Below are 15554 nucleotides of genomic sequence, written 5' to 3'. Positions count from 1 at the left end.
CGATAACTTATAAAAAGTCATCGGGAAATATAGATTTGTTATTATAAACCAGCTACGTGAACTGATAAGTCAATTAATTTACTTGAATAACCATATTCGTTATCATACCAAGAAACTAATTTGAAAAATGTTGAGTTTAATCCAATTCCTGCTTTTGCATCAATGATTGAAGTTCTTGAATCTCCTACGAAATCTTGAGAAACTACGTCATCTTCTGTAAATCCTAAAATTCCTTTTAATTCATTCTCAGAAGCTTTTTTCAAAACTGCCATAATTTCGTCATAAGAAGTTTCTTTAGCAACTTTAACTGTTAAATCAACAACAGAAACATCAACTGTAGGAACACGGAATGACATTCCAGTTAACTTTCCATTTAATGCAGGAATAACTTTTCCAACAGCTTTAGCAGCACCAGTTGATGAAGGTATAATGTTTACGCTAGCTGCACGTCCGCCACGCCAGTCTTTTCTTGATGGACCATCAGCAGTCAATTGAGTTGCTGTTGTAGCATGAACTGTTGTCATTAATCCTTCCACAATTCCGAAGTTATCATTAATAACTTTAGCTAAAGGCGCTAAACAGTTTGTTGTACAAGAAGCATTAGAAACGATTGTGTCTGTAGATTTTACTTCAGTATGATTTACACCCATAACAAACATTGGAGCATCAGCTGATGGAGCAGAAATTACTACTTTTTTTGCACCACCATCAATGTGGTATTGAGCTGTTTCTAAAGTTGTAAAAATACCTGTACATTCTGCAACAACGTCAACATCAACAGAAGCATCATCCCATTTGATTAGTTTTGGATCTTTTTCAGCAGTAACTCTAATAAATTTATCGTTAACATAAAGTTGTCCGTCTTTAACTTCTACTTTACCATTAAAACGACCGTGAACAGAATCATATTTTAATAAGTAAGCTAAATGATCAACATCTAGTAAATCGTTGATAGCAACAACTTCTACATTATCTCTATTAAATGTTTCTCTAAAAACGATTCTTCCAATTCTTCCGAAACCGTTAATTCCTAATTTTACTTTTGACATTTTCTTATGTTTAAAATGGTTTAATTTAATTTAAAATTTTTTAATCTTGTTTACAATTGTTTCAAAACGATTTAAACTTTTAAACCATTTTGAACAACATAAACTTTATCTAGGTTGTCATAATATCAGAAACTCTCAATAATTCTTTATCAATTTCTGAATGACCTTTAATTGCTTGTTCTAAAGGAGTTAAGGCTACTTTATCGCTTAACATTCCAACCATATAATTTGATTTTCCTTCAAGAATAGATTCAACTGCTTTCACACCTAATCTACTTGCAAGAACTCGATCAAAACATGATGGTGAACCACCACGTTGCATGTGACCAAGAACAGAAACGCGAATGTCGTATTCTGGAAAATTTTCTTCGATATAATCTTTAAGTTCAAAAACGTTTTTACCAATTTTATCACCTTCCGCAATGACAACAATACTTGATGATTTGCCAGATGCTTTACTTTTACGTAAAGATTCTAAAAGTCTTTCTAAACCTAAATCTTCTTCTGGTATTAATATTTCTTCTGCTCCAGCACCAATTCCTGCATTTAGAGCTATATGTCCAGCATCTCTTCCCATTACTTCTACAAGAAATAATCGGTTGTGCGAACTTGCGGTATCACGAATTTTATCAATACAATCTACAACAGTATTTAATGCGGTATCAAAACCTAAAGTATGACTTGTTCCAAAAATATCATTATCAATAGTTCCAGGAATTCCCATTACAGGATAACCAAATTCATTATTAAAAACTTCAGCACCAGTAAAAGATCCATCACCACCAATAACTACTAAAGCATCAATTCCTGCAGCAACAAGATTATCGTGTGCTTTTTTGCGACCTTCAACTGTCATAAACTCTTTTGAACGAGCCGATTTTAAAATCGTTCCACCTTTATTTACAATATTATTTACAGAACGTGGTCCCATTTCCTTAAAATCACCTTCAATCATTCCTTGATAACCTCTATAAATACCAACGCATTCAACGTTATGATAAGCACAAGTACGAACAACAGAACGAATAGCTGCATTCATTCCTGGTGAATCACCACCTGAAGTAAGAACACCTATTTTTTTTATCGTTTTTGACATATTTTTATGTTTTAAAATGTAAATTTAACAAAGAATAAGCACATAAAACGTGTGATTTTTACAGATTTAATAAAATAAGTAAAATTCAATCGTTTTCGTTGATAAGTTTCTTGTTTGTTAAAAAGAAATTTGAGAATTCAATAATTAATTTGAAAATTATTCTTCGGTAGGAATTGCTTCTTGATTTACTTTTGGAGTTTCATCTTGCTTTTTTTCTTCTTCCTTGCCTTCCTCAGTTTTAAATGGAATTTGGTCAGAATCATCTACTTCAATAGTAGATTTTTTCTCTTTATCTAATTTGTTTTTGGTAAAAATTTTATTTACTAATTCTTTAAAAGTATCAAAATCAACTTCATAGTTCATACCAATTCCTTGTGTATATCCTACTCCTTGACCAATATAATTAATGTCATTTTCACGATTGAAAACTCTTAAATTCAATGTACCGTCTTCGTTTACACGATACTCTAATTCAAAATTTCCAACAACAGCAGTTTCAGAAACACCACCAGTAGGCACACCCACTTTTCCATTGATTGTAATTCTGTCATTTACTTTTGTTGAAATAGATACACCTACTCTTCCGTCAGCTTCTAAACCTGGTGTTCTATCGGCTTGAACGTAATCAAAACCTAACTGAAGTTTTCCATCTTTATCATTGAATAAATCACTGAATAAAACTCCTGCTTTTTCAAATAAATTATTTGTTAATTGTGATTGACTTAAACCATCTTGACTTAAAAATCCACCAGTAGAAAGTAAATACAAAGCTTGTGTTTGACGTGTATCTTTATCATCTAACTTGGTTTGAATTTCCGATTTCATTACCGAACTAACTGTTGGAAAATTAATATTAAAATCGGGTTCAGGATTACTAATTGTTCCTTTCAAACCAATACTAACTTGAACTGGAACTTTTTTACTTATTGAAGAATTATCAATTAATACGGCTGGATTAGCTGAAGTTTCATAAATAGCTTCTAAATCAAGAATAGCTTTATATGGATCGCCTTCCCAAACGATGGAACCAAATTTTTTAACTTTAAATTGTTTGTCAATTAAACCTCCATATTTAAAATTATAAGAACCTTCCCAAATTTGAAAGTCACCTGTCATTTCAAATTTTCCTAACGTATTGATGCTCATTCCAAGTGTTCCTACTCCATTTCCTTTCATTCCATGGCCTGAATCTCTATCAAGAATTACTTCAATGTTTGCAACTGGAGTAATTTCAAAATCAAAATTCATTTCTAAGCCATTATAATTTCTTCCTCTTTGTTCAGTCTCTTGATTAATATTGTATTTTTCATTGTAGGTTTTGAAATGCATGTATTCATCATCGCCCACAGCATCGGCATCATTAATTGGGATTTTAATGTCTGTTCCTTTTTCAGATTCTGCACTAACATCAATAGATAAGCCGTTTGTTGGTCCATAAATTTTAGCTTCTCCATTGATGAAAGCAGTTCCAAAATAAGCTGCATCTTCACTATCTTTTGTATTTAAAACTAAAATTCTATCGGAATCGACATTCAAGTTTAATTCCCAATCGCCAAACTCTTTATGTTTGATAAATCCATAAAAGTTTCCTTCAGTTTCAAATTTTGTATCCGTAATTTGCGTGCGTTGAATAATAAATTTATCTCTAGTCACATCAACAATTGAATTTGGTTTTAAGGTATAATCTGCATTCAAATACGGAACCGTTAAACCTGCTTCATCCACAAAAAGTCTTCCGTTATAATCAATATTTTTTACGTTTCCATCAATTCGTGCATTTCCAGAGACAAATCCTCTGATGTTACTAATAGCTTCACCACCAAGATTACTTAAAACTCCCAAATTAAATTTTTGGAAATTCAAATCTAAATTAAGAAGAGTTTCATTATTAACTATTTGAATGTCACCACTTGCTTTGAATGAATCAAAGTTTTCGTTTTCAATAGCAGAATCAACTATGAATTTTGAAAAATTTTCATCTCCTTCAATTTCTAAACTCATGTTTCCAAGTTCGTTTTCATTAACAAATAAATCATTAATTACCAATGAAGCCGTAGGTTGATAAACAGAATTGTTTTGTTTTAAATTGACATCACCATTTACAAAACCATCAAATTTGAATTGCGGAACGTCGGGCGTTATTTTATTCAAATTGACATCTTTAAAAGTGAGTTGCAAATCTTTATTAGAAACTCCATTTATAAATCCGTTGAGTTTTAATGATTGATTTTCGTGCGAAACAACTACATCTTCAAAATTGAAATTTTTAAAATCTTTATCAAAAATTATTCTGTTTTTATCGTTTTCTTCTTCATTCAAATACCAAAGAAAATCTTTAAACATCATTTCCGATTTATTGAATCCAACAACGTTATTGTTGTCTTTATCAATTGTGTGAAATAAGTTCATGTTGTAAAAATCATTTCCTTTATTTCCTCCTTTAAACTCTGTCCTAATATTTAAAGTGTCATTTGAAGTGACATTAATTAATGAAAAATCTCTAATTTTATAATATTTAGATTTTATACTATCTAATTCAATATAAGCATTGTAAAGAGGGTTTTTATTGTCAATTTCAACGTTTACTTTATCAACTGTAATATCAAAAGCTTCAATTTTAGTTGAAGTAAAATTCATTTTAAAATCATTTTCATTAGAATTTATAGTTCCTGAAAGTAAAGCATCATCAGACAAAACTATCGATGGATTTAACAATTCAATTACCTTGTTAAACTCTTTAAAATTGAATTTTAAATATTGATTTTTCTTAATATTGTTAGGTTTATAATTGGTATATAAACTTCCTAGAGAATTCTGAATCATTTTTGGAACTTGATTCAAATCAAATTTACCTTCAACATTTGCTTCAATTCCATCAATTGATTTAATAGTCATAAAACGCGTATTATTACTATCAAATGAGGAATTTAAAACTACATTATCAAAGAAATATTGGTCTTTAGGATTTTTATAAGATGCGTTTGAAAGTATAACTTCACCTTGCATATTATTGATAGAATTTCCTCTAACTTTCATGACAACATCACCTGCAAAAACGGCAACAGAATCTTTCATGAAATTTAATTTTTTCAAGTTTGCATAATCTACTTTTGCATGAAAATCATAAATATTTTCGCGTTTACTCAAATCGACAGTGCCATCAAAATCCATAAATAAATTTGGATCATTTATGTTTACTTTTCCTTTAAATAATGGTTTTTTAAAACTTCCATCAGCAATAATATTTTTGTAATTATAACCGTTATATAGGAAATTTTTAACTTCTCCTGAAAATTTTGTGTCCAAATATTTTTCAGTAAATCCTTTTCCATCAACATCAACATCTAAAGTAACTCTTCCTATATCTTTTTGATTTAAAAAAGTTCCTAAATCAAAATTATCCAAAACAATATTTCCTGAATATTTTGCATTATCAATATTGTCAATATTGGTCATAACTAATTTAGAAGCAACATTTCCTAGTTTTGTTTGCAATGTAAAATCAGCATCAATTGCTTTGGTTGTAATTTCTGCATCGCCTTTCAAATTGAATTTTCCTAACTTTCTCAATGAAGAAGGAAGTTTTTTTCCAAGAACATTTGGCAATAATTTTGTCAATTCATCATAGCTTGAAGCCACTTTATCAAATGAACCGTTCATATAAAATTCGCCTTGACCTTGTTTTGCAAAAAGATTTTTAAAATTTACATCGCCTTTAATTTCAGATTTTCTATCATCAATCAAGTGTAAATTTTTTGCTGTAAAATTGTTCAAAGTACCATCAATTTTACCTTTTAAAGTAAAAACTTTATCTTTTCCTAATTCATTATAAAAGTATCGAATATCATTTGATGCAATAGTTGCCGATTCTGTATTGACGTCAAAAATTACTTTATTATTGAAATCAGCAAAATCTTTTCTATCATATTTTAAGATTATATCTCCAACAAAATTTGACTCTTTAGTTTTTAAATCTAATTCCTTAAGTCGGATATTTTTTTTGGTATAAGTGAACTTAGATTTCAAATCTTCAACAACCAATCCACGATGGTCTTTGAAAGACATTTCTTTGATATTTGTAGTAACATCTGGTCCATAAATTTTGAAATCGGTTGCAGAAACATTCAAGTTTGTAAAATCAACATCTTTAGGATTTGCTCTGTTATAATCATGCATAACAAAACGACTATTTTTTAGCGTAATTTTATTTGATGTCATTAAAAACTTCTTTGTTCCTTTCTTTCCATCATCAAATGCTGCCACAAATTTATCGAGATTGGTGTCTTTATCTCCTTTATAGGTTTTTATATTTAGCAATAATTCATCAGCTTTTATATCGCCAAAAATTAAATCGCCATCAAGAAGCTTTTTTGTATCTAAAATATTAGTACTAATTCGTTTTGCGAAGATTAAAGTATCTTTTTTCTCATCTTTAATCATTACGTTTTTCATTTGAACGCCACCAAAAATGGTAACTTCAACATGTTCAACATTGATGTTAGTACCATAATCTTTATTCAATTCACTTGTAATATATTGTGCAATATAAGTTTGCACCGAAGGTAAAGAAAGTGCTATAGCAAGACCGAGAAGCAACAGAATCAGCACAATAATGGTGCGGAAAACTATTTTTCTAAAAGTTTTAAAACGTGTATTTTTCTTTTTTTCTTCCAAATTTTATTTAGCTTGAACAAGAAACCTTGAAAATAGTTACTTTTGCAAACGATGTAAAAATAATCGTTTTATAGCGGTTTATCAAATATAATTCAAAAATTGTGCCCAATGTCTTACAAAGATGTTTTTATTCTTGCTATTGAAAGTTCTTGCGATGATACCGCAGCAGCAATTCTGCATAACGATAAGGTATTATCAAATGTTGTTGCAGGTCAAAAAATCCATGAAGAATATGGTGGTGTTGTTCCAGAATTAGCTTCGAGAGCGCATCAGCAAAATATTGTTCCAGTGATAGATATGGCTTTAAAAAAAGCTAATATTACTAAAAATCAATTGTCGGCAATTGCATTTACTCAAGGTCCAGGATTGATGGGTTCATTACTTGTAGGAACTTCGTTTGCTAAATCTTTATCATTAGCATTAAATATTCCTTTAATTGCTGTAAATCACATGCATGCGCACATTTTGGCTCATTATATTGATGAAGATGGATTTGACAAACCTGAATTTCCATTTATTGCATTGACAATTTCTGGTGGACATACTCAAATTGTAAAAGTCAATGGTTTTTTTAATATGGAAATTATTGGCGAAACTACTGATGATGCTGTTGGTGAAGCTTTCGATAAATCGGCAAAAATAATGGGATTGCCTTATCCTGGTGGACCATTAATTGATAAATATGCCAAAGAAGGAAATCCAAAAAAATATCAGTTTACAAAACCAAAAATTGATGGATTAAATTTTAGTTTTTCGGGATTAAAAACTCAAATTTTATATTTTATTCAAAAAAATGTAGCCGAAAATCCAAACTTTATTGAGGAAAACAGAAATGATATTTGCGCTTCCATTCAACATACAATTATTGAAATTTTGATGGATAAATTAAAGTTGGCTGTAGCCGAAACCGGAATAAAACAAATAGCAATTGGTGGAGGTGTTTCTGCAAATTCAGGTATCAGAGAAACTTTAAAAAATGCTGAAGGAAAATATGGTTGGAAAACATTTATTCCGAAATTTGAATACACAACAGACAATGCTGCTATGATAGGAATTGTGGGTTATCAAAAATTTTTAGAGGAAAAATTTAATGACAGCACCGTAATTTCGAAAGCAAGAATTGAATTTTAATTATGCAATTATTCTACAATCAACATATAAAAGATACAGATACTTTCTTTGTTTTTGACAAAGAAGAAAGCAAACATATAATTAAAGTATTACGTAAAAAAGAAAGTGATATTTTATTTGTAACCAATGGATTAGGTTTTTTGTTTAAAACAAATATATCCTTAGCTTCAGATTCAAAATGTACTGTTAATGTAGTTTCGTTTGAAAAACAAGAAACACCAAAATTTAATTTGCATTTAGCGGTTGCTCCAACAAAAATGAACGAACGTTACGAATGGTTTTTAGAAAAAGTAACCGAGATTGGAATTCAAGAAATTACTCCTATTATATGCGAACATTCTGAAAGAAAAGTAATAAAAATAGATCGTTTTCAAAAGATAATTGAATCAGCAATGAAGCAATCATTACATTATTACATGCCAAAATTAAACGAACCAATTACTTTTAAAGACTTTATAAAAAAGAAAATTGACGGACAAAAATACATAGCTCATTGTGAAGAAACCGATAAAAAATCGTTGAAAAGTGAATTGAAAACAAATTCTGATATAACCATTTTAATTGGTCCAGAAGGTGATTTTTCTGTTAAAGAAATCCAATTAGCCTTGGACAATAATTATAATCCAGTATCTTTGGGAAACACTCGATTGAGAACCGAAACTGCTGCTGTTGTTGCTTGTCATAGTGTGGTTTATACAAATGAATGATTTTATGAAAAAATATTTAATTTTAGTTTTATTACTATCAATCAGTGGATTTTCACAAGAAATTGCACTCTTAAAATACAATGGTGGTGGCGATTGGTATGCGAACCCAACCTCATTACCAAATTTGATTAAATATGCAAACCAAAACATAAATACTAAAATCAAGTCTAAACCAGCAACCGTAGAACCAAGCAGTCCTGATTTATTTTCGTATCCTTTTGTACACATGACAGGACATGGAAATGTAGTTTTTAGTGACTCAGACATTATAAATTTAAGGAATTATATGCTTTCTGGAGGTTTTCTTCATATTGACGACAACTATGGAATGAATGAATTTATTAGAAAAGAAATTTCAAAAATATTTCCTAATAATAATTTAGTTGAACTTCCTGCTAGTCATCCTATTTTTCAGACACCAAATGTTTTTGCTGGTGGATTACCTAAAATCCATGAACACGATGGAAAACGACCACAAGCTTTTGGTATTTTCGAAAACAATCGATTGGTCTTGCTTTACACCTACGAATGTGACCTTGGTGATGGTTGGGAAGATGCTGAAGTAAACAACGATCCAAAAGAAGTTCGTGAGAAAGCTTTAAAAATGGGAGTTAATATTTTGAATTATATATTTAAAAACTAACTTTTGTTAAAATAACATGTCGTTTATCGATTTGTTAATAACTTGTTATTTACACTACAAAATTGATTGTTTTTTTATCATAAAATTGCGTTACTATTAACTAATAACCAAATATTATGAAAAAAATTCTTTTATCTGCATCAATTGTTATGATGCTTTTCTCTTGTCAAAGTGAAAACAGTTCTGAATCAGAAAATGTTAGTAAAGTTGCTCACAGAGGTTGCGCATCTCACGAAGTTCTTGAAGAACAATTAAGACAAAATCCAGAACTAGCAATTAAAATGAATGAAATTGAATCATTCACTGAAAAAGCAATTACCGAAGGAAGATTAGTAAACGGTAAAATTGAAATACCAGTAGTAGTAAACGTTTTATATAGAACTGCTGCTGAAAATATTTCTTTAGCTCAAATTCAATCTCAAATTGATGTTTTAAATAAAGATTTTAACGCAACAAACTCAGATTATAACCTTGTTCCAGCAGTATTTGCAGGAGTAAAAGCTAATGTTGGAATTACTTTCGTATTAGACCAAGTAATTAGAAAATCTACAACAAAAACTTCATGGGGAACAAGAGATGCAATGAAAAAAACTAATCAAGGTGGATTAGCGCCAACATCACCAACTACAAAATTAAATCTTTGGGTTTGTACAATTGGTGGTGGAATTTTAGGTTATGCTCAGTTTCCTGGTGGTGCTTCTGCAACTGATGGAGTTGTAATTGACTCTAAATATTTAGGAACAACGGGAACTGCAACTGCACCATTTAACAAAGGTAGAACTGCAACTCACGAAGTTGGTCACTGGATGAATTTACGTCACATTTGGGGTGATGCTACTTGTGGAAGTGATTTAGTAGCTGATACACCAACGCACAACGATGCAAACTATGGAATTCCTACTTACCCACATTACAGTACGTGCACAGGTACACCTATTGAAATGACAATGAACTACATGGATTATACTGATGATGCAGGAATGTATATGTTTTCATTAGGTCAAAAAGCTAGAATGGATGCTGTTTTTGCTGTTGGAGGTTCAAGAGCTTCTTTTAGAAATTAAAATAATCTAATTTATATTTTAAAACTCGTTTGCATTAGTAAACGAGTTTTTTATTTTTACAGAAAATAATTTTAGAAACAAATGAATAATATAAATCTTCTAATTACTGAAGAAATCCAAAACTTTATAAAAGAAAAATCTTTTGTTTCTGTATCAAAATTGGCACTTCAAAGAAATCCTTTTCCAAAACTTGATTATAAACTTTTATTGAATCAAATTGAAGCTCGTTCAAAGTCAAAAGAAAAACTTCCAACATGGTTCAACACATCGAAAATAATTTATCCAAATAAAATATCCGTTGAACAAACATCTTCTGAAATAACAGCTAAATACAAATCAGAAATAGTTTCAGGAGAAAGTTTAATCGATTTATCAGGAGGTTTTGGCGTAGATGATTTTTATTTTTCTAAAAAAATTAACCAAGTGATTCATTGTGAAATAAATAATGAATTATCAGAAATTGTTTCACATAATTTTGACCAATTAAAATCTCAAAATATAAAATGCATTTCAGGAGATAGCTCAGAAATTCTTGAACAATTGAATCAAAAATACACATGGATTTATATTGATCCATCAAGAAGAAACGATACAAAAGGTAAAGTTTTTATGTTGAAAGATTGTTTACCAAATGTTCCTGACTTACAAGATTTTTATTTCAAATTTTCAAATAACATTTTAATAAAAACGGCGCCAATATTAGATTTAAAAGCTGGATTATTGGAACTAAAAAATGTAAAAAACATTCATATTGTAGCTGTTGATAATGAAGTTAAAGAATTAATTTGGGAAATTGAAAAAGATTTTAATAGTGAAATCAACATCAAAACAATAAACTTCAATAAAGAAAAAATAGAGCAGTTTGATTATCTATTTAATTCAAACGGAATTCCTAGCTATAGTTTACCTGAAAAATATTTATATGAACCAAATAGTGCCATTATGAAATCTGGTGGTTTTACGGAAATTGGAAATAGGTTTTCATTAAAAAAAATTCAGCTTCACTCACATCTTTATACTTCAAATCAAATTGTTGATTTTCCTGGTAGAATTTTTGAAATTCAAAAAATTGTAAACTATTCTAAATCAGAAATGAAAGAATTTTTAGAAAATCAAAAAGCGAATATAACTGTAAGAAACTTTCCTGAAACTGTAGAAAATATTAGAAAAAAATGGAAAATAAAAGACGGTGGAAATCAATATTGCTTTTTTACCACAGACATTAATAACAATAAAATAGTTTTAATTTGCACTAAAATAAAATAATAATGAGAAATCTAACTATACTATTTTTAATTCTTTTTACTTCAAATTCATTCTCACAGATAGAATGTGAATTTGATTCCGATATAAATGATACAAGTGGAACATATAAAAATACGAAAGATTATGTAATGCATGAGAGGTATTTTGGAAATAACAAAGCGACTTTGTTTTTCTCTTTAGTCAATGCCGATGGTTTAATTTCTTTAAATGTTCAATATATTCAAAAAAACTCCGATTTTATATCTGCAAAATGTTTGGACAAAAATTCAAAAGTTTATGTTCAATTAGCTAACGGAAAAGTTATTACATTACTCGGAATAGAACAAGAAAATTGTGGAAATTTAGTTCGAAATGAAAATGAAAACATCCGATTTATATCAGGTTATTTCTTATTTATGAAAGACAGTTATGAGGAATTAAAAAAATCTCCAATTGAAATTATAAGAATAAAATTTGCAGGAGAAATGCAAGATTTCATAATAAAATCAGAATTAATTTCTGAACTTGATGGAAAAACATATAAGCCTGAAAATTATTTTATCAATTATTTAAAATGTGTTGAATAACATTTAATCACATTTCCATTTAAAGTTAGACAAATTATCTAAATTACTATCTTTCAAATTATAATGCCACCACTCAGAATCAAATGATTTGAAATTATTTTTGAGCATAACTTCTTTTAATAATTTTCTATTATTTTTCACTTCTTCAGATAAATTTTGATAATCATGACTTGCTTCTACACCGAAAAAGTCAAATGAAGTTCCCATATCAATGTCATTACCATTTGAATCTACTAAAGTAATATCAACTGCTCCGCCTCTATTGTGAATTGAACCTTTACTTGGATCGGCAACATAATCAGGATTTGAAACAATTTCCCACATACGTTTCTGAACATCTAAAGGTCTATAACAATCAAAAATCTTAATCCTATATCCTTTTTCAATAAAATCTTTATTTGCATTAATCAAAGATTTTACAGTTTTTAAACGCAAATAACATGCTGCACAATCATAAACTTTTTCATTTAAAAAGTTATCTGAAGTAGCATATTTTATATCTAAAACAAAATCATTACTGTAATTTTTAAGATTAACAAAAGTAGTATCAATATTATCTTCAAATGAAATAAAAGAATTTGTTTTTGAAGGACTTTTTTTTATTTTTTCTATCTCCTCATTAGCAATATATTGATTAGCTAATCGAACCTCTTTTACAGATTTGCATGAAAATGCGATAAATAAAAACAGAAGTAAAAAAACTTTTTTTAGAATTGTCATAACAATATGAATTGATTGACAATTTAAGAATTTTTTTTAAACAAAAAAACCTTCTTTTTCAAGAAGGTTTTAGTTGTGATCCCAGAAGGATTCGAACCTTCGACCTACTGCTTAGAAGGCAGTTGCTCTATCCAGCTGAGCTATGGAACCAATTTTAATAATAAATTATTAAAAGTCGGGGTGGCAGGATTCGAACCTGCGGCCTCCTGCTCCCAAAGCAGGCGCGATAACCGGGCTACGCTACACCCCGAAAACATAAAAAGCGGAGAGTAAGGGATTCGAACCCTTGGTACAGTTTCCCGTACGCTTGTTTAGCAAACAAGTCCTTTCGGCCACTCAGGCAACTCTCCAAAATTCAATATATAATATAAGAACTTTTCTCTTTAAGCGGTTGCAAATGTAAGTTATCATTATAATATTTACAACATTTTAAACTCTTTTTTTTAATATTAATTTTACATTTTAATGAAATGATTAAAAATCAAATATATACAAGAAGTTATTTTTTATCTCACAAATAAATTTAGGATTTCTTTTGCTTAAAAATGTATTTTCCCTAAAAAATAGTAGATTTGCATTACAAACTAACAAGCAAAATCTCAAACTTTAAAGTCATGAATAAAAAAATAGTAATTGTTTCTGCTGCTAGAACTCCAATTGGTAGTTTTATGGGTTCATTATCAAGTGTTTCTGCTACTCACCTTGGTGCTGCCGCAATCAAAGGAGCATTAAATAAAATTAATTTAGATCCAAATTTAGTTGATGAAGTTTTTATGGGCAATGTTGTACAGGCTGGAGTTGGACAAGCACCTGCAAGACAAGCTGCTCTTTTTGCAGGATTATCAAATGAAGTAGCTTGTACTACTGTAAATAAAGTTTGTGCATCTGGTATGAAATCTATAATGTTTGGAGCACAAGCAATTTTAGCTGGTGATGCTGAAATTGTAGTTGCTGGTGGAATGGAGAATATGAGTATGATTCCACATTATGTAAATATGAGAAATGGAGTAAAATTTGGACCAACTACTATGCTAGATGGAATGCAAAAAGATGGTTTAGTTGATGCTTACGACAATAATGCTATGGGAGTTTCTGCTGACCTTTGTGCATCAGAATATAAAATATCACGTGAAGAACAAGATGCATTTGCAATTCAATCTTATGAACGTTCTGCAAAAGCATGGGAATCAGGTAAATTTGATTCTGAAGTAGTTCCTGTTGCTGTTCCACAAAGAAAAGGAGAACCAATTATGGTTACCAAAGATGAAGAATATACAAATGTAAAACTAGATAAAATACCATCTTTAAATGCCGTTTTTACAAAAGACGGAACGGTTACTGCTGCAAACGCTTCAACAATAAATGATGGTGCAGCAGCTGTAATCTTGATGAGTGAAGAAAAAGCACTTTCAATGGGATTAAAACCATTAGCATATATAAGATCTTATGCTGATGCAGCTCAAGAACCAAAGTGGTTTACAACTGCTCCGGCGAAAGCATTACCAAAAGCATTAGAAAAAGCAGGTATAGCAATATCAGATGTTGATTATTTTGAATTTAATGAGGCTTTTTCTGTTGTAGGTTTGGCTAATGCAAAAATATTAGGTTTACCAAATGATAAAATTAATGTCAATGGTGGTGCAGTTTCACTAGGTCATCCTCTTGGTTGTTCAGGTGCAAGAATTGTTGTAACTCTAATAAACGTTTTACAACAAAATAATGCTAAAATTGGTGCTGCTGCAATTTGTAATGGTGGCGGCGGTGCTTCAGCAATTGTTATTGAAAAAGCTTAAATTATTCACTTATTAATTCATAAATTTATTTTAATAGATGTTTGCCATTTGTAATTTATCTATAATTCCAATGCGATTTGAACCAAGCGACAAAAGCGAAATTGTTTCTCAAGTTCTTTTTGGTGAGCATTTTGAGATTATTGAACAAGATAGGCAATGGTCAAAAATTAAATTGAATTTTGACAGCTATGAGGGTTGGATTGATTCCAAACAATATCAAATAATTTCTAAAGAAAACTATGATATTCTTTGTAATGAAGCCTTGATTTTGAATTCTGATTTGGTGGAATACATTTCTGCTCCAAATAATATTTTGATTCCAATTACATTAGGTGCATCACTATCATTCTTAAACCATTCCGAGATTAATACTCAAAATTATGAATTTGAAGGTTTAAAAATTAGCGGTGTAAAACAAAAAAACGATTTGGTAAATACAGCATACATGTATTTAAATGCTCCTTATCTTTGGGGTGGAAAAACGCCTTTTGGAATTGATTGTTCAGGTTTTACACAAATGGTTTATAAACTAAATGGCTATAAATTATTAAGAGACGCTTCACAACAGGCGTCACAAGGTGAAGTTTTAAGTTTTATTGAAGAAAGTGAACCTGGTGATTTAGCTTTTTTTGACAATGAAGAAGGTAAAATTATCCATGTTGGAATTATGCTTGAAAATAATTACATCATTCATGCCAGTGGAAAAGTTAGAATTGATAGATTAGATCATTTAGGAATATACAACGCTGAGCAAAATAGACATACGCATCGATTAAGAGTTATTAAGAAAATTATATAAAAAAAGTCCTGAGTTTATCAGGACTTTTTTGTTGAAATGCTTGCTA

Annotated in this window: 12 protein-coding genes and 3 tRNA genes; 8 read left to right on the top strand and 7 right to left on the bottom strand. The window is 29.8% G+C overall.

The genetic code is table 11. From position 1 onward, the window contains the following. Window positions 1-41 precede the first annotated feature (41 nt). The 3 genes from gap to Q0049_RS04330 all read right to left on the bottom strand — a co-directional run bounded on the left by gap (window position 42) and on the right by Q0049_RS04330 (window position 6819). Window positions 42-1049 carry a type I glyceraldehyde-3-phosphate dehydrogenase gene (gene gap / locus Q0049_RS04340; protein ID WP_298116961.1) on the bottom strand — a complete coding sequence of 336 codons (1008 nt, stop codon included), beginning with the start codon at window positions 1047-1049 and terminating at the stop codon, window positions 42-44. 109 nt (window positions 1050-1158) lie between these two features. Next, window positions 1159-2145 carry a 6-phosphofructokinase gene (gene pfkA, locus Q0049_RS04335; RefSeq protein WP_298116959.1) on the bottom strand — a complete coding sequence of 329 codons (987 nt, stop codon included), beginning with the start codon at window positions 2143-2145 and terminating at the stop codon, window positions 1159-1161. A 156-nt stretch (window positions 2146-2301) separates the two neighbouring features. Beyond that, entirely contained in the window at window positions 2302-6819 is a 4518-nt protein-coding gene (locus tag Q0049_RS04330) for a translocation/assembly module TamB domain-containing protein (protein WP_298116957.1), read from the bottom strand. 108 nt (window positions 6820-6927) lie between these two features. On the opposite strand from Q0049_RS04330, the gene tsaD reads away from it, so the two are divergent. The 6 genes from tsaD to Q0049_RS04300 all read left to right on the top strand — a co-directional run bounded on the left by tsaD (window position 6928) and on the right by Q0049_RS04300 (window position 12196). Then, window positions 6928-7950 carry a tRNA (adenosine(37)-N6)-threonylcarbamoyltransferase complex transferase subunit TsaD gene (gene tsaD / locus Q0049_RS04325; protein WP_298116955.1) on the top strand — a complete coding sequence of 341 codons (1023 nt, stop codon included), beginning with the start codon at window positions 6928-6930 and terminating at the stop codon, window positions 7948-7950. A 2-nt stretch (window positions 7951-7952) separates the two neighbouring features. Then, entirely contained in the window at window positions 7953-8657 is a 705-nt protein-coding gene (locus Q0049_RS04320) for a 16S rRNA (uracil(1498)-N(3))-methyltransferase (RefSeq protein ID WP_298116953.1), read from the top strand. A 4-nt stretch (window positions 8658-8661) separates the two neighbouring features. Then, window positions 8662-9300: a DUF4159 domain-containing protein gene (locus tag Q0049_RS04315; RefSeq protein ID WP_298116951.1), complete on the top strand. Its 639-nt coding sequence runs from the start codon at window positions 8662-8664 to the stop codon at window positions 9298-9300. Window positions 9301-9416: 116 nt separating this feature from the next. Beyond that, window positions 9417-10364, top strand: coding sequence for a zinc metalloprotease (locus Q0049_RS04310; protein WP_298116949.1), 948 nt, complete (start codon window positions 9417-9419; stop codon window positions 10362-10364). An 81-nt stretch (window positions 10365-10445) separates the two neighbouring features. Continuing rightward, the gene (locus tag Q0049_RS04305) at window positions 10446-11630 is read left to right on the top strand and encodes a class I SAM-dependent methyltransferase (RefSeq protein WP_298116947.1); all 1185 of its coding nucleotides are present in this window, start codon (window positions 10446-10448) and stop codon (window positions 11628-11630) included. 2 nt (window positions 11631-11632) lie between these two features. Then, window positions 11633-12196 carry a hypothetical protein gene (locus tag Q0049_RS04300; protein ID WP_298116945.1) on the top strand — a complete coding sequence of 188 codons (564 nt, stop codon included), beginning with the start codon at window positions 11633-11635 and terminating at the stop codon, window positions 12194-12196. Window positions 12197-12199: 3 nt separating this feature from the next. Here the strand turns inward: Q0049_RS04300 and Q0049_RS04295 are convergent, their stop codons facing one another. From Q0049_RS04295 to Q0049_RS04280, 4 genes are all read right to left on the bottom strand, one after another. Beyond that, a complete protein-coding gene (locus Q0049_RS04295; RefSeq protein WP_298116930.1) occupies window positions 12200-12916 on the bottom strand; it encodes a M15 family metallopeptidase in 717 nt (238 codons plus the stop codon). Window positions 12917-12992: 76 nt separating this feature from the next. Further along, a tRNA-Arg gene (locus tag Q0049_RS04290) sits at window positions 12993-13066 on the bottom strand. Between the two features lie 25 nt (window positions 13067-13091). Further along, window positions 13092-13166: transfer RNA gene (locus Q0049_RS04285), tRNA-Pro, on the bottom strand. Window positions 13167-13179: 13 nt separating this feature from the next. Then, a tRNA-Ser gene (locus Q0049_RS04280) sits at window positions 13180-13266 on the bottom strand. Window positions 13267-13530: 264 nt separating this feature from the next. On the opposite strand from Q0049_RS04280, the gene Q0049_RS04275 reads away from it, so the two are divergent. Both Q0049_RS04275 and Q0049_RS04270 read left to right on the top strand, forming a co-directional pair. After that, window positions 13531-14709 carry an acetyl-CoA C-acyltransferase gene (locus Q0049_RS04275; protein WP_298116928.1) on the top strand — a complete coding sequence of 393 codons (1179 nt, stop codon included), beginning with the start codon at window positions 13531-13533 and terminating at the stop codon, window positions 14707-14709. Between the two features lie 37 nt (window positions 14710-14746). Then, window positions 14747-15508 (top strand): C40 family peptidase, encoded by a 762-nt coding sequence (locus tag Q0049_RS04270; protein ID WP_298116926.1) that lies wholly within the window; start codon window positions 14747-14749, stop codon window positions 15506-15508. Window positions 15509-15554 lie beyond the last annotated feature (46 nt).

The organism is Flavobacterium sp. (assembly GCF_027484205.1).
Lineage (GTDB): Bacteria > Bacteroidota > Bacteroidia > Flavobacteriales > Flavobacteriaceae > Flavobacterium.
The sequence above is the reverse complement of the archived record's forward strand: the minus strand, read 5'-3'. Positions and strand labels throughout refer to the sequence as shown.